Source organism: Aliiroseovarius sp. F47248L (genome assembly GCF_023016085.1).
In the GTDB taxonomy this organism is placed as follows: Bacteria; Pseudomonadota; Alphaproteobacteria; order Rhodobacterales; family Rhodobacteraceae; genus Aliiroseovarius.
This window is the reverse complement of record NZ_JALKBF010000002.1, coordinates 83,307-99,542: the sequence shown is the minus strand read 5'-3', so window position 1 is coordinate 99,542 and position 16,236 is coordinate 83,307. Positions and strand designations below refer to the sequence as shown.

Below are 16,236 nucleotides of genomic sequence, written 5' to 3'. Positions count from 1 at the left end.
GGAAAACAGGTGGGACAGAAAAACAAAATCGCCGCCCTCCTGGCCGGAACCAGCCTTCTTGCAACAGGGTTGGTTCCCGCCACAGGTCAAGACGCAGTCGCCCCGACCGAGGGGTTCGCCCTGACATTGGGGATCGCATCGACCTTACGGGTTAATGACAACCTTAGCTTCAGCGATCCATCCCCAGGCACATCGACCCTCTGGGACAACACCGTAACCTTCGGGCTGCTCAGCGAAACCGGCGTTGCCCGATTCACTGCTGATCTGGCCGGCACCATCCGCACTGCGGCTTTGCCCGGTCAATCGACCGATACGACTTTTGACGATCCATCCATCGTTCTGGGCTATCAACTGGAAAGCGCCGACAGCTTGCTTGAAGCTGAATTGGCCTATCAGCAGGTGTCACTTCAATTCGAAGACCCGCTGGCAGGGCTTGATGATCTGATCGAAGATGGGCTGGAGGCGGACGACCTTGTCCCTACCGATGGCGTGCGTGGCACATACAGTGCGCGCGTCGCATTCGAAACCGGACGCACCGCTCCCTTTGGCTTTGGCACCGTTCTGGAATACGATAAAACCGAATATTGGGACACCACCGACCCCGGCAATTATGACGACGAAACCACAGCCGCCGAAGTCTTTGCGCGTCTGCAGTTTTCGCCCGTGATGGAAGGCCGGATCGCGCTGGACTGGGAACAGTATGACGCGATGGACACCGTCCGCACCTCGCGCCGCACGGTTGGCGCAACAGCCAGCCTGACCTACGAAATCAACGCGATCACCCGCATGACCGCCAGCCTTGGCTATACCGAGATCGAGGAAACCAACCTGATCGGAACCACGTTGCAAGACGGCGTGACCGGCGGGCTGTCTGTAACCCGCGATTTCCCGACCGGCAACGTCACAGCAGAATATTCAACGGGAATCAGCACCACAGGGCGTCGCGACACAATCGAACTGCGTGGCGAGTTTGAAACACCCGGTGGTTCCATCACCGCGGGCATCGGTGCCACACGATCAAATGCGGGCGATGTGAATATGATCGGCAGCCTAGGCTACACCAACGAGCTGGCCATGGGCACCGTCACCGCAGCACTTGAACGCAGCTATGACACATCAGACGGCGGCATTGAAAACCGGTCGACCACCGCGTCGCTTGGCTTTGACACTGAAGTGTCACCCAATGCGTCCATCGGGTTCGAACTGGATTATGCCGAGGTGACAGATGTCGTGACCGACAGCACCACCGCCGTCTCAGGGTTCCGCGCAACCTATACACGCGACCTGACGGCAGATTGGGGTTTGACTGCCGGTTATGAATATCGCAAGCGCAAGGAAACTGGCTCTACGGATCGTGAATCCAACGAGCTGTTTGTTACTCTGGAACGCGAATTCAGCATCCGTTGATCCCCACCCCACGCAATTGAGCGCGGCGGCAATGACACAAAAAGAAAACCCACCCGAGCGTAACAGCCGGGTGGGTTTTTTGATGGGTTTGTCTTGGCGGCGTTTCGGCGGGTGTATTCCGCTTTAGTTGGATACCGAACTCGCAGATTTCACCTCGACGACCTTTTCCTTTTCCGGTTCGCCAAACTGACTGCCAGCGCCCAATGCGATGTTCAGGCGCACATAGTTGCGAGCCAGCAGGCGCAGGTTGTCGGCTAGGGTGGTGTCGGCATCTGCAATCCGTTCCTCGGCGCTGATAAGGTCACGGATGGTCGCGCCTTCCTGTTTCAGAAGCTCTTGGGTCAGGTCACGTGCTTCGCCATTCAGACGCACGCGGCGCTGCGATTCAACCACCGCACTGCGGCTGCCTTGATACGCGGCAAGCGCGCTTTCCACTTCACTGACCGAACTCAGGACAGCAGACTGCCAGCCTGCATAGGCCTGACGGGCCGCAGATTGTCGAGCGGCAACACGTGACTTGTCACTTTTCATCGGCAAAGACGGCAGGTTCAGCGTTGGCCCGATAGAATACTCAAGCCCGTCCCCGGAACTGGTTTTTCCAAATCCAATCATGCCGGTCAGCGACAGTGACGGATACATATCCGCCCGTGCGATGCCAACATTGGTGACCGCTTCATAATAGCTGCGTTCGGCAATCATCATGTCTGGGCGGTTGCGCAGAATATCTGCTGGTACACCCGTTTTCAGGGTTTTCGAAGGGCGCGGCTGGCTGGCATTGCTATCCAGATTGACACCCAGGCGGCCGGGCTCGACACCTGTCAGAACTGCAATCTCGGTCTTGCCCGCACGGATTGCAGCGATCAGAGCCGGAATCTGCGTCTGGGTTTCGGCCACCAGCGCTTCGGTCTGCACAACATCCAGCTTGGTTGCGGCGCGACGGTCAAACAGCTGCTTGGTCTGCGTCACGGCATTCCGGCGCGAGGCCAGCTGCTGACGGCGCAAGTTCAACAAGCGCTGATTATAGCGCAGGTCCACATAAGCGTTGGACAAGTTCAGCAACACTGTCAGACGGGCTGCGTCTTCTTGGGCGTCTGCAATGTCAATCCGAGCACCGGCTGCCTGAATCTGCTGACGACGCAAGCCATAAGGGTCAAGCATCCAGTCTAGGTTCAGCCGTGCATGGCTGTTATGGGCTGCTGTGCCACCCGGCGATTGCGCATAACGGTGCGTGGCAGTCGGCGACAGGTTCACAAGCCCCGGCACCGCATCACGGTTCGCCCGTGCTTCGATCACCTTTTCGCGGGCAATCTCAAGATCATAGTTCCCAGCCAGCGCACGTTCGACCAGCTTGTTGAAGACCGGATCCTTGAACCCCATCCACCACGTATCATTGGCCAAAGGCACTGGCACCGCGTGCGAAGAGACGCTGGAATACGATTTGGCGAATTTGAAGAATGGAAGTTTGTAAGGCTCGTCCGTTGCGCATCCGGAAAGCCCGATTGTCGCGGTAAGAACGAGTCCCAAGACTGGCGCTTTGCGCCTGTTCATTTGTTTCATATTGCTACCCGTCTGCCTCGTCAGCCGTCTGTGCGACTGTTATGTTTACGGTTATTATTGGGGGCAGACTGGCACAGAACCCTGTTTTCACCAAGAAATACTGAGATTTTCGTGAAACTGCGGGGGCAGGATGACCGAAAAACCACAACAGGCAAAGATATGCTGTCGTCTATCCTTCGCGGAATGCGCGTCTGAGCTGCTGCAAAAGCGGTTCCGTCAGATAGGTCAGAACTGACCGTTCGCCGGTTTGCAGAAATGCTTCAACCGGCATTCCGGGGATCAGTTCGACATCGCCAAGCCGCGCGATTTCCTCGACGGGCAAAGTCAGATCAATGCGAAAATAGCTTAGTCCTGTCTGCGGGTCGTCAACCGATGTGGGCGAGATTCCGGATACCGTGCCAAACAGCTCGGGCGTGGTGCGCTGGTTGAAGGCCGGAAACAGCACCTTCGCAACCTGCCCCACAAACACCTGATCAATCGACTGTGGGTCCACCTGTAACTTGAACTCGACCCCGTCCGACAAGGGCACGATCTGGGTGATCGTCGCTTCGGGCGCGACAACACCACCTTCGGTGGTGGCCTGAAGCTCGTGTACGATCCCATCAGTTGGGGCAAGTATGTCGATCCGCTCCAACTGCTTTTCGACAGTCACGATTTGCAGGATCAGTTCCTCGCGTTCGGCGGTGGTGGTGCGCAGCTCGGTCACCACTTGTTCCTTGAACTCGCGATCCGCTTGCAGGATCTCAAGCTCTGTATCGCGGATCGAGTTGTAGATCCGCGCAAGTTCCGACTGATGCTCGGCAATCTGCCCCAAAAGCGATGATTCCCGCCCCTGTAGCTCCAGCAATTCGCTCTCGCGCACCAGCCCCTGTTCGCTTAACCCCTGTTTGGTTTCACGCTCCTGACTGACATACGCCAATTGATCCTGCTTGGCGCTGATCAGCGCTTCAACCCCGGAAATCTGGTTGCGAAATTGTAGGATACGTTCCGCCAGTTGCTCCTTGCGGCCGCTCAACACTTCACGCCGGGCCACGAAAATCTCGCGCTGACCTTTGAAATGCTGGGTCAGGTCGATACCAGGCAGATACGGGCTGTCGATGTTGAAAACGGGGGCGTCAAGCTCCTGATACTCGGCATCCAGCCGGGCCTCGCGGGTGACAACCTCGGACAGGCGGTTGCGATAAATCTCAAGATTGATCTGCAACAGGCTGGGATCCAGCCGTAAGAGCACGTCGCCCTTACTGACGACATCACCATCTTTGACCAGAATTTCCTGCACCACGCCGCCATCCAGACTTTGCACCTGTTTGGGCAAACCGCGCACCACCACCTTACCCGGCGCAATCACAGCCCCGGTGATCAATGTCGTGGACATCCAGACAAAGGCGGACACGAGCAACGCCAAACTGGCCAGCGCGCCCAGATAGACGGGGGTCGCCAATCCGGTCTTGATCAGGTTTTGGGAAGCGGATGCAGGATTGGCCATCACTTATACCTCGAACACGGAACTGGGGGCGGCAGTGGGACGCTGCGGCGTGGCGTGTTGCAACACCTCTTCTTTCAAACCGAAGCGACCAACCTTGCCTTCATGCAGGATCAGGATCTTGTTTACGGCCTGAATGACACTGGGGCGGTGCGCCATAACCAATACGGTGCAACCCTTTTTACGCATCCCGATCACCGCGCTGGCCAACGCCTCGTCCCCCTTTGCATCGAGGTTCGAGTTCGGCTCGTCCAGCACCAGCAAGCGCGGACTACCGTAAAGCGCGCGCGCAAGACCAAGACGTTGTGTCTGCCCACCCGACAAAGGCTGTTCGGTTGTGCCCACAAACGTCGTGTATCCCTGCGGCATCTTCAGGATCATATCGTGAACGCCCGCAATCTGCGCCGCTTCGATGACATCTTCGTCCCGCGCTTCTGGATCAAACCGCGCGATGTTTTCGGCAATGGTGCCGGGCAACATCTCGACCCGTTGCGGCAGATAGCCGATATGGCCGCCGCGATCTTCGGTGTGCCATTGGTTCAGCGTCGCGCCGTCCAGACGCACTTCGCCATGATCAGGCTCCCACAGCCCCACCAGCAGACGTGCCAGACTGGATTTGCCTGCCGCGCTGCTGCCAACGACGCCCAGCCCGTCGCCCGGCTCAAGCTCGAAACTGATCCGCTCAAGAATGCGGGGCCGGTCACTTACCAAAGAGTCCTTGGGCGTCAGTTTGGTGACATTCTTCACAACCAAATGGCCTTTGGGATCGGGCAGATCAAAACCACTTTGCGGGTCGGGAATGTAATCCATCGCCTCTTTCAATCGGCGATGCGCGTCACCTGCGCGCCCGATGGTGCGCCAGTGGCCAATCACCTGATCAACCGGCGCCAGCGCGCGGCCTGCCACGATCGAGGTTGCAATGATCATTCCGGCCGAGATTTCCTGTGACAGCGCCAAATAGGCCCCGACCGTCAACAAGGTCGATTGCAAAAGAAGACGGAATGACTTGGAAAACGCCGCGACAATCTCAGACCGATCACCACCGGTTTGGTAATGGCCCAGACTATTCTGATGCAGCCCACGCCACCGATCGGTCACCTTGTCCAGCATCCCCAGCGCCATAACGGCCTCGGCATTGCGACGGGTGCGTTCAACGAACGACCGCTCAATCCCTTCACTGTTCCCGGCGTTTTTGATCGGCGCGCCTGTGGCAAAGCGGTTGATGACCGCTGCAATGATCACAATGATCGCCCCACCCACAGTCAGCCATCCCAACCATGGGTGAATGAAGAACACCACCGCCAGAAAAATCGGGATCCACGGCAGATCAAACAGACCCAGAATGGCCGGGCTGGCCAGAAAGGCACGGATCACACCAAGATCTTGCACAGGGTTGTAGTGCTCCTTGTTGTCGACAAAGCCTGACCGCAGCCAGAAGCCAAACGCGTCGGCACCAATCGCCTGATCCAACCGATAACTCGCCCGCGACAACAGCCGGGCACGCAAAAATTCGTAAATGCCAAGAAAGGCGTAAAGGATCACAACGATCACAAACAGACCTTGCAGTGTGGCCACCGATCCGCTGGACAGCACGCGGTCATAGACCTGAAGCATGTAAAGCGGGCCTGTGAGCATCAGCAGATTGATCGCGGCACTAAACAAACCAACTGTCAGAAACGCCCGGCGCAGATGCGAAAGCTCTTTCTTATATGGGTTTTTCTTGGGTTTCACCGAAAGCTGTTGTGACAATCAATTTTCCCCATAGATATCTGCGTCGATAATGCGCACAGTTTGTTCACATGTGCCCCACGATGCAAGGACTGAACAATGACCGTCGAAAATTTGTCTGGCACAGAAACAAAAACGCGCCACAGGATCGTCCGGGCGCGCGTGTATCAGGGTATGGGGTTAGACAGTCAGCTCTGCGGTTCGTCCGTGCCGTTCAGGATGTGATCACGGATCAGACGCAACATGGCGATGCTGACCAGGGCCGAAAATGTTCCGACCGAACTGTAGAACCACAGCGCCATCCAGATCGAATAGCCATTCAGAAGGGCGGCGATCGCGGTGCCAAGCCCGACAAGCATTCCAAGACCAAGGACACCAATTACCATGTTCAACTCCAGTCCAAACGACCGATCGCCATCGCGCGCGACGTCGCAGAGATCATCCTTTGATTCCACTTTCCTCTAGCCTGCGGAGGATTCGTGGCACAATTAAGGCGCGAACGCCGTTTATTCAGGGTTGCAAAACGACTGTCTGTGATCGATGGGGTCACGATACATCACACATTGTTCCGGCCTGAGTGGTCCTACCAATATACATGAAATCAACCAATGCGCGAGTCTCTCCGAGCAGAATTTTATAAACTAGCGAGACAACGCCGACGTTGCACTTCGGATGCCTAGACCAAGGCTCACCTGACCCGCTCGCAATAATATTCGAAAGGATAAGCCCCCTTCGGGCTAGTGTTTGTTTCTAAGCATTTTTTTTCAAAGAGTTTAAGTCGGGTAACTGACCGGCGTTCAGGCAGCAATCTGACAAGTACCTATGTTGTTTTGCGGCGACACCTAAAAGAACGGAAAGCCTGTGTCGCACAAGACGTTCGAATAAAAACGAATCACTTCGCTGATTTGAAGCGCCCAAAAGTGGTCCTTTTGGCCAAGTCCAGCGACCCCGGATCAACAAAAATATGTCAGGATGGACGCTTTTCACCCCCAAAACATGGCTGCACTCAACCGTTAGATAGTTAAGCCCCGCTGCATTCACGCTCGCTTCACGCAGTAATAACAGGCGATGCATAGACAGAGAGCAGGGATGTTCATCAAGGAAACGCGCAATTGTTTGCAGAGCATATTTTGCAAGAAATGCCAGTTTTGGGTAGTATTTCGAAACAATCTTTTGCGTTTAACGCGAAGGTTTCCGAAGGATTGCCAATGGACGCTAATCATTCCCGACAACATGACCTCGACATCTTTCTGTTCGGGCCTCTTGCCGTGCAGGATGGCGCAGGCAATCAGTTCACGCCGAAAAACCAGAAATCCAAGGCTGTTCTGGCCATGTTGGCCTTGGCCCCGCGCGGGTCGCGGTCGCGCGTTTGGCTGCGCGACAAACTGTGGAGCGACCGGGGCGAGGATCAGGCGTCCGCTAGTCTCCGGCAAGCGCTTTTGGACATTCGCAAATGCTTTGGCGCTGACATGAAAGACATCCTGAGCGCCGACAAATATTCAGTCTCGCTGGATCTGTCCCGTGTTCGTGTCGACGCCATCGACCTGATGAACAAGGTCGAGCACGGAGAAGTCGCCCCGCCGATCGGCCTAGATGCGATATCCGAGCATTTTCTGGAAGGGTTCGACATCTGTGATCCCGAATTTGAAAGCTGGCTGACGTTAGAGCGCCAGATTTGGGAACAACGACTGGTGGATCACGGACGTGATGGCGATGCCGAAACGACGCCTGAAATGTCACCCGACGCTTTGGGGCTGTCGCGTGGTCCGTCTTCACCTGATCCTGTGATAAGCGCGCAAATGAACGTCTCGGAACCGATCCAGCCCACACAGGCGGCCACCTGGGCCATCGGGGTGCAAAGCGGCATGGCCGGGGACGCACATGCAGGGCTTTTGATCGACAAGCTGACCCGAAACCTGCGCGAAATGGGCCGGGTGCCCAGCGTACGTACATTTGAAAATCAACCTCTGTCGCAAATGCGCAGCGAATTTGGCCGGGTTGAAATCCCACTGGTTCTGCGTGTGACCGAACTGAACCAAGGCCCATCGGTGCGCCTGTCGGTCGAGCTTCTGACCGGAAATGATGGCGTGACCGTATGGTCATCCAGTCAGGCATTTGGCCCCGACGATTTTGCCCAGCCCGCCTGCCCGGCCCTGAACGGGCTTGTGTCACATGCCGTGATCCAGATCGGGCGTCATCTGCAACGGCAAGCCACCAGCCCGCAAATGGCAGGGGCCGGGCAGTTGATCGAATGTATCTATCAGATGTTCGGCCTGTCAGTGAACGAGCTGTCCAGCGCCGAAGACAAGCTGGCGCATCTTCTGAAGGTGCAACCCAACGCGCAAACCTATGCTTGGATGGCTTTTGCCAAGTCCTTTCAGGTGGGCCAAAGGTTCACCCCGGACGCCGCCGCGCAGATTTCCGAGGCGCAGTATTACGCGACCCGCGCGCTGGAGGAAGATGAGTTCGACCCATTGGTTCTGTCCCTTGCCGCGCATATCCATTCTTACCTGTTCAGCGAGTTTGACATGGCCGCATCACTGTTTGAACGCGCGCTGAAGATCGACCCGGAACAGGCGATTGGCTGGGATCTTTACGCCACGATGAGCGCCTATGCGGGCGACACGCGGAAGTCATTGGCGATGGCATCCTGGGCACAGCATTTAGGGTCCAACACGCCGATCAGTTACTATTTCGACACCACCAAGTGTATCGCAGCCGCCCTTGCCGGCAATCACACCGCAGCGATCGAAGCCGGTGAAAAGGCATTGGTGCAACGGCCCAAATTCAACTCGATCCTGCGCTATCTGATTTCCAGCCACGCGCATCTTGGCAATGTCCAGATGGTCGAAAGCCTGCGCCAGAAACTGGCCGAGATCGAGCCCGATTTCTCGACCGAAGTGCTGCGCGGATCGGGCTATCCGGGGTTGGCCACCGAAGGCGGGCGACAATTCCTGTTGGGATTGAGCAAAGCCGGATTTGACCGAGATTAGAGCAATTACAGGGGATGACATTATGAAAGACCGGGCCGATACCATACGTCAATGTGGCTCTATCGCTGAATTTTTAAGCCTTGGCCGGATCACGGTTAGCCCCACCGGCCTTCAGTTTGACGACGCGACAGACAAGATCGCCGAAATCTCGGTCGATAGCCGCACCGGTGCGCAAGGGGCGGGCGGCGTCAGTGCTGTCAGGATGGTGCTGAACAAATCCGCGTTCAACAAATCGGCGCTGAACAAGAACAAAAATAAGAATAAAAACAAAAACAAAAACAAAAATAAGAACAAGCTTCAGGCTCCAAGCGCCCAAGGGGCCAGCGGAGCCCTGATGCCCACGGACGCCCTGTTGCGGCTGCACCGTGCAGGCGCCACGGATCTGGGTGCGCGATTGCCGAATGAATGGACCAACGTCGCCCTGCCACCACCACCCGGCCCCGATCACAGTCGGTTGGAAACGCAGCTTCTATTGGCCATGCAGCGCAATATCGACGAACGCAAACTGCGTATCCCCGATATCCTGCAAGAAGCTACACTGGACCTGACCGCCTTCACCCGCCCCTTGGGCATTGATGGGCTTTCAGGCTTTGAAAACACCGAGGCCTTGTTTCTGGAGCTTTTGACCGTCACCGAATATGTGGGGCTTTATTACAAGGGTCTGTTTGGACGGCTTCGACCCAACCAGATTGAACCGCGCTTGCGTCCGGTCCTGCCTAACCCGGCGCACGAAGCTTATCCCAGCAACCATTCCTTCCAGTGTCACACGCTGGCCTTCGCCTTCAACACGATCCTGCCCGAACATCCGGCCACGCAGATCTTGTCCGAAGCCGCCCTGAACGTGGCGCAAAACCGCGAGTGGGCCGGGCTACACTATCCCAGCGACACAGCTGCCGGGCAGCTACTGGCGAAACAATTTGCACCCCTGTTCGCCGAGGCTTTCGCCGACCGCTATCAGTCTGTGCAGCAAGAATGGATCTGAGGGGGCAAGGGATATGAACACCGCAAACTCAAAATGCGTCCAGGCCGAGCATGTGGACGAGAGCAATTACTACTACCTGTGGCACCTCGTGTCGCTGGGGGTTCTGACGCCCGACGACACCCAGACAGGCTTTTCCGACACGCTCTGGGATACGTTGGCCGCAAAGGCCGAAGCGATGCCGTCCACCGTCGTTCTGATCGACGTCGGATGCAGCTTTGCCCACCCGAACCTGAAAGACCGCGTTGATCCGTCCCGGTCGCTCGATTTCACCGGCACGCCCTATGGTGCACGTCTGGCGACGGACAAGGATGAGGAACGGAAGAACTTTGCCGGGCTGTCCATCGATGGCTTGCACCTTGATGGGCTCGAGGCTGACGAACGGGCAATGTTTGACGAGGTGGTCCAACATCTTGCCGAAAGCACCGGCGAATTACGCGCCCATGGCGACACCGAGGCCAAGTTTGCCTCACACGGCACTGCGGTCAGCGGGCTGATTGTCGGCGGGCCGGAAAACTGTTGTGGCAAAGATCATGAACCATCGAAGGGGGTGATCCCTTATTTCGGGGTTGATCCGTTCTCGCACCTGATCTCTTTGCGCACCGGGTTTGACAATGACCCGCTGCAATTCATCGCGGCGCTTCTTTACGCCTGGCACCAGAAACCCGACGTGATCGTCATGCCGCGCGGGTTGCCGGACCCTGAAGCGTCGATCGTGACGCCTAAGGACGACTTTAAGGCCGAGCTGCAAAGCTGGGCCAATCGCGAGGCCGCCGATCTTCTGCACCGTATCGCGATGTTGGCCGAAAAAGCATCGCCGCACGACCCCACCGCTCCACAGGTCTCTGAAACCGGACGCCATCTGTGGCGCGTGGTGCGTGCGTTGTTTATCGCGATCAGCAAACATGTGCCCATCGTCTGTGCCGCCGGGAACGAAGGCGAAAGCCAGCTTCTGTTCCCCGCCAATCTGGCCAATCGCGAAAACGGTGTCATCGCTGTGGGTGCAGTGTCGGGTCAGGGCTATCGCTCTGGCTACTCCAATTACGGCGACGGGCTGACTTTGGTTGCACCATCCGATGATATGGAGGTCTTCAACCGCCACCAATTGCGCGAAACACCGAAACAGCTGGACAAAATCGGGTATCTGAAACCTGACAGCGCCATGGCGGTGCCCTATAGCCGCAAAGGCTTGCTCAGCACCGATATTCCCGGAAGTTTCGGATATGACGGGGCGGGCGATGATGATCATGACCTGCCAGCAGATGTGGCGCAAAGCGGGTTCTACACCCAATTTGGCGGCACCTCGGGCGCCTCGGCGCTGGTTGGAGGCGTGATCGCGCTGGTGCGCCGTGCCGAACGGTTATCAGCCAGCGGCAAACACCCACGCGATGGGTGCGATCTGAAGGCCTTTCTGATGTCCACTGCGCGCCGCGACATGCCGATGATGGGCGCGACGCTGTCCCTGAAATCCGACTGCATGAACGTCGCCAACGAAGACGCCGACGCATTCGGGACGTTTTTCGGCGCGGGCCTGATCGACGCCAAAGCCGCCGTGACCGCCGCGCTGGAGTAAACACCAGACCAAACTGCAGACGCCGCCGGTTATTCCCCGGCGGCTTTTTCTTGCGCCACCCCATCTGAATTCACGCAAATCTGCCCAAAATTCACCTTAAATAACGCAACATTCACGCCGCCCTTTCGCCACGTTTATGCGATTGAGTCATATTGAAAGGGCGTTCTGAGTAGCCAGTTTGGTGAAAGCCATTTTATCACCTGTTCCTTTCCAATCCCCAAACTGGTTCCTCAGTTCGCACCAGAGACAAACCCAAGACCAGATGATGACAACCCGACAACCGATCTGATGAACCGAGGTGCGACTATGCAAAAACTGGACCCGAAACTGAAAGACCGCATGGAAAGCTTGACCAGGAACTCTCATCCCGTGCTGATCACCTGCAACGATGATTGCGATCTTCTGATGGATCACCTGAACAAGAACGGCGTCATGGTCGATGACAACATGGCCGAAATCCAACTGCTCGTCGCGGATCTGACCTCACGCCAGATCGAGGACCTGCTTCACCATGATACGGTCGCCCAGATTGCGCTGGACGATGATGGTAGCGTGTTCCAGTAACCTGCGCTGCGGGGGTGTCACCGGCAATGCCGGTGCCGGTGGGCCGCACAACGCTGGGGATGGAATACACAAAAACGGGTCGGTTTCTCCCGCCGACCCGTTTTCATGTTTGAAAATCCTTATGTGGGTCTAATCCGCCAGACGAAGGCGCGGTTTCAACGCGTCCAGCCCCTCGCTTAGCGCGTCAACCGCGCCGGTGTCGCGCATATGGGTGCGCAAAGTTGCGTTCAACCCGCCCTCGGTCGCCAAACTGTCCAGCAGATCTTCAAATGACGTTTCCGGGTTCTCGATCATGCTGCGCAGGAAGCCTGCAAACACCGTCACCACATATTGCTCGGATGCTGTCTGGTCGCCGGTCAAAGCCGCCAACCATCGCGCCCCTTCGCACATCTGGTCAAGGATCGGCGAGGCCAGCGCCGTGGCCGCAAAATGGGCGTTCAACGCGTCTTCGGAGCCACAGGGAATGATCATATCGGTATCCCCAAACAACGACCGCAACGCCATGCTGTCAGGATAAACAGGCAAGGCCGAACCACCCACAGCAATAGACGGCAGAGGGATCGTAATCGCGATCTCGTTCACCGGGGCGCAGAGCGTCCTTAGTTCGGCCAGCGCAACATCAACCATCACCGAAATCACCCGCTGATCGTCGCGGAAGGGCAGATCAGGCAAAACCTCTCGCGCCACGTCAGCCAGCAGACACAGAAAGACGGTATCACTGTCAGAGACGACCTGTTCATTGGTCGCGATGGTTACATCGCTGAACTGTGCGGCCAACGCCGCGGCCATTGCACCGTTCCGTTCGGATACAGAGATCTGATGCCCACGCCCGGTCAGACCGGCCACCATCGCCGCCGCAATTTCGCCCGTGCCAATGAACCCTATGCGTTCCATGCAACGTCCTTTCTAGGCAGCAGAGCCCCGCACGATCATTCGCGCCACATCCAGCATCCGATGCGAAAAGCCCCATTCATTGTCATACCAGCCAAAAACGCGAAGCATCCCGCCTTGCGACACCGATGTTTCCGGCCCTGACAATACAAGGCTTTCGGGTCGCATTCGAAGGTCGCTGGACACCAACGGCTCCTCGGTCCAGCCCAGAACTTTCCCGGTGGCGGCGGCTTTCAGAACCGCGCGCGCCTCGTCGACCGTCACGTCGCGTCGGGTGCGCACCGTCAAATCAATCGCCGAGACACTGGCGGTCGGCACGCGGATCGCACGCGCTTCGATACGGCCCACCAGATGCGGCAGCACTTCGCCCACCAATTCGTGCGCGCTGGTGGTGGTTGGCACCATCGACAAGGCCGCCGCCCGCGACCGCGCTGGTTCGGCGCGCGGCTTGTCCACTGTCGGCTGACTGCCGGTGTAACAATGCACCGTGGTCATATGTCCGCCAATCACGCCCAATTCGTCATCCAACAGCTTCAACAAAGGTGCCAGAGCATTGGTGGTGCAGGATGCGTTCGACACGATCTTCTGACCCGCCAACACTTCGTCATTAGCCCCCAGTACGATGGTCACGTCCGCCTCGTTCGACGGGCCGGAAATCAACACATTGCGCGCCCCGGCTTGAAGTCCACGCTCTGCCACCGCGCGTTTGCCCGCCATACCAGTGCATTCCAGCACCACATCCACCTCTGACAAATCCATTGTGCTGATGTCGGAAAGCCCGTGAAACGGGATCACCGTGCCGTTGATCGACAGCCCATCCTTCACCGCGTCGACCTGCCCAGGAAAAGGACCAAACACGCTGTCGTATTTGAACAGATAAGCGCAGGTGTCCAAGGATTCGATATCATTGATGAACGCGACCTCGAACTCCGACGGCGCGGCAGACAGGATGCGAAGGATCGACCGGCCAATGCGGCCAAAACCATTCAAACCAATGCGCGTCTTGTGCGGGGAAGAGGGGGACATCGGAACCTCGTCATGTGGATGATGGGTCCACAGAACGCGAAAGCGGGGGCAGGTGCAAGGGGGGCGTGTGGAAACACCGATTGCTGACGAATGCTCACGATTGCGTTTGCCGGATGGACGAAGGGGCCGCATCCGGGCCAAATGGCAAAAATGCCCGACCACAGGGCAAGGGGAAAGGGAAAGGTTCGACGATGTTGGACGCACATGCACGCAAACTGATTGACCCGCCACTGAACGTGGCCGGGCGCGGTTTGGCGCGGCTGGGGGTTGGCGCAAATGCGGTGACGCTGACGGGCTTGGCCTTCGGGTTGGCGGCGGCTGTGTCGATTGCTTTGGGCGCTTTTCTGGTGGGTTTGTGTCTAATCCTGCTGTCCCGGCTGGCCGATGGGCTGGACGGCGCAGTGGCGCGCGCAACGCACAAAACCGACTTCGGCGGTTACCTCGATATCGCGTCGGATTTCTTTTTCTACGGTGCGGTGCCCTTCGGGTTCGTGCTGTTTGATCCGGCGGCCAACGGGGTCGCAGGTGCGTTCCTGCTGTTGTCCTTCTATGTGAACGGCGCGAGCTTTCTGGGCTATGCAATCTTCGCCGAGAGAAAAGGCATGGCCACCCGCGCGCAAGGCGTGAAGTCCCTGTATTACTCAAACGGGCTGCTGGAGGGCACCGAGACCATCGCCCTCTTCGTCCTGCTTTGCCTTCTGCCCACATATTTCGCGCCGCTCGCCTACCTGTTCGGCGCGCTCTGCTTTGCCACCGCCACCTTACGCGTCTGGGGCGCGTATCAAGCCTTCGCCGAAAGCCCATCCGACCTGAAAGAGATCTTATGAATCACCTCACCCTTGCCACCATTTTGGCCACCACCCTGCTGACCACCCCGGCTGTATCAGACCCTAATCCCGCCGACTGGACATCTGTCGAGGCCGCGGCCCACGGTCAAACCGTTTACTGGAACGCATGGGGCGGCTCGCCCACAACAAACGCCTTCATCGACTGGGTGGGTGATCAGGTTAGCGGTCGTTACGGCGTGACGCTTGAACATGTGAAACTGACCGACACCGCCGATGCCGTTACCCGCGTGCTGTCGGAAAAGCAGGCCGGCAAGGATGATGACGGCGCGGTCGACATGATCTGGATAAACGGCGCTAATTTTGCCGCGATGAAGGACGCGGATCTGCTGTTTGGCCCCTTCGCGGAAGACTTGCCCAACTGGCAATATGTTGATGTCGAAGGCAAGACCGTGCGCACCGACTTCACCGTTCCTGTCGAAGGTTATGAAGCCCCCTGGGCCATGGCGCAGGTCGTGTTCATGTATGACACGGCGGATATTCCAACCCCCCTGCCCTCGGCCAACGCGATTCTGGAATGGTCCAAGGCGAACCCCGGCCGCTTCACCTATCCTCAGCCGCCCGATTTCCTTGGCACGACGTTCCTGAAACAAATGCTGGTCGAGCTGGCAGATGATCCCGCCGCGCTGGCCGTCCCCGTGTCCGACAACACCTACGCCACCGTCACCGCGCCGCTGTGGGACTACCTCGAGGACCTTACCCCGACCCTGTGGCGCCAAGGCCGCGCTTATCCCGCCAACGGGCCGCGTCAAATCCAGCTGATGAATGATGGCGAGATCGACCTGGCGATCAGCTTCTCACCGTCCGAGGCCTCGACCGCCATAGCCAACTACGAACTGCCCGCCACCGTGCGCACCTTCGTGCTGGACAAAGGCACCATCGGCAATGCGTCCTTCGTGGCGATCCCGTATAACTCCGGGTCCAAGGCAGGCGCGATGGTCGTCGCCAATTTCCTGATGTCGCCCACGGCACAAGCCCATGCGCAAGACCCCGAGGTGTTGGGCTATGGCACCGTCCTGCATATCGGCGCCCTACCGCCCGAGGATCGCGCGCAGTTCGACGCGCTGGACCTTGGCATCGCCACCTTGACACCCCAGCAACTGGGCGATGTGCAGGACGAACCGCACCCCAGCTGGATGACCCGGATTTCTGATGACTGGCAGACCCGATACGGCGTGCAATAGACCCTG

Annotated in this window: 13 protein-coding genes; 7 read left to right on the top strand and 6 right to left on the bottom strand. The window is 57.8% G+C overall.

Annotation, left to right across the window (positions count from 1 at the left end; genetic code table 11):
- Positions 1-9: 9 nt before the first annotated feature.
- Entirely contained in the window at positions 10-1,407 is a 1,398-nt protein-coding gene (locus MWU51_RS15855; RefSeq protein ID WP_247039136.1) for a hypothetical protein, read from the top strand.
- Positions 1,408-1,530: 123 nt separating this feature from the next.
- Here MWU51_RS15855 and MWU51_RS15850 read toward each other — a convergent pair whose 3' ends face one another.
- From MWU51_RS15850 to MWU51_RS15835, 4 genes are all read right to left on the bottom strand, one after another.
- Positions 1,531-2,931, bottom strand: a complete 1,401-nt coding sequence (locus tag MWU51_RS15850) for a TolC family protein (RefSeq protein ID WP_247039128.1) — start codon at positions 2,929-2,931, stop codon at positions 1,531-1,533.
- Between the two features lie 202 nt (positions 2,932-3,133).
- The gene (locus tag MWU51_RS15845) at positions 3,134-4,450 is read right to left on the bottom strand and encodes an HlyD family type I secretion periplasmic adaptor subunit (RefSeq protein ID WP_247039126.1); all 1,317 of its coding nucleotides are present in this window, start codon (positions 4,448-4,450) and stop codon (positions 3,134-3,136) included.
- Positions 4,451-4,453: 3 nt separating this feature from the next.
- Positions 4,454-6,196 carry a type I secretion system permease/ATPase gene (locus tag MWU51_RS15840; RefSeq protein WP_247039124.1) on the bottom strand — a complete coding sequence of 581 codons (1,743 nt, stop codon included), beginning with the start codon at positions 6,194-6,196 and terminating at the stop codon, positions 4,454-4,456.
- A 167-nt stretch (positions 6,197-6,363) separates the two neighbouring features.
- A complete protein-coding gene (locus tag MWU51_RS15835; protein ID WP_247039122.1) occupies positions 6,364-6,630 on the bottom strand; it encodes a hypothetical protein in 267 nt (88 codons plus the stop codon).
- Between the two features lie 753 nt (positions 6,631-7,383).
- On the opposite strand from MWU51_RS15835, the gene MWU51_RS15830 reads away from it, so the two are divergent.
- The 4 genes from MWU51_RS15830 to MWU51_RS15815 all read left to right on the top strand — a co-directional run bounded on the left by MWU51_RS15830 (position 7,384) and on the right by MWU51_RS15815 (position 12,284).
- Positions 7,384-9,168: an SARP family transcriptional regulator gene (locus tag MWU51_RS15830; protein ID WP_247039120.1), complete on the top strand. Its 1,785-nt coding sequence runs from the start codon at positions 7,384-7,386 to the stop codon at positions 9,166-9,168.
- 22 nt (positions 9,169-9,190) lie between these two features.
- Positions 9,191-10,150, top strand: coding sequence for a phosphatase PAP2 family protein (locus tag MWU51_RS15825; protein ID WP_247039118.1), 960 nt, complete (start codon positions 9,191-9,193; stop codon positions 10,148-10,150).
- Between the two features lie 13 nt (positions 10,151-10,163).
- Entirely contained in the window at positions 10,164-11,720 is a 1,557-nt protein-coding gene (locus tag MWU51_RS15820) for a S8 family serine peptidase (protein ID WP_247039108.1), read from the top strand.
- Positions 11,721-12,026: 306 nt separating this feature from the next.
- The gene (locus tag MWU51_RS15815; protein WP_247039106.1) at positions 12,027-12,284 is read left to right on the top strand and encodes a hypothetical protein; all 258 of its coding nucleotides are present in this window, start codon (positions 12,027-12,029) and stop codon (positions 12,282-12,284) included.
- 129 nt (positions 12,285-12,413) lie between these two features.
- On the opposite strand, the gene MWU51_RS15810 is transcribed toward MWU51_RS15815, so the two are convergent.
- Both MWU51_RS15810 and MWU51_RS15805 read right to left on the bottom strand, forming a co-directional pair.
- Entirely contained in the window at positions 12,414-13,178 is a 765-nt protein-coding gene (locus MWU51_RS15810) for an NAD(P)-binding domain-containing protein (protein ID WP_247039104.1), read from the bottom strand.
- Positions 13,179-13,190: 12 nt separating this feature from the next.
- Entirely contained in the window at positions 13,191-14,201 is a 1,011-nt protein-coding gene (locus MWU51_RS15805) for a glyceraldehyde 3-phosphate dehydrogenase NAD-binding domain-containing protein (protein WP_247039102.1), read from the bottom strand.
- 191 nt (positions 14,202-14,392) lie between these two features.
- Here MWU51_RS15805 and MWU51_RS15800 point away from each other — a divergent pair, with 191 nt between their 5' ends.
- Positions 14,393-15,028: a CDP-alcohol phosphatidyltransferase family protein gene (locus tag MWU51_RS15800; protein ID WP_247039100.1), complete on the top strand. Its 636-nt coding sequence runs from the start codon at positions 14,393-14,395 to the stop codon at positions 15,026-15,028.
- On the top strand, positions 15,025-16,230 hold the full coding sequence (locus MWU51_RS15795; protein ID WP_247039099.1) for an ABC transporter substrate-binding protein: 1,206 nt from the start codon (positions 15,025-15,027) through the stop codon (positions 16,228-16,230). The genes MWU51_RS15800 and MWU51_RS15795 overlap by 4 nt, the downstream gene beginning before the upstream one ends.
- The last annotated feature ends 6 nt before the right edge of the window (positions 16,231-16,236 follow it).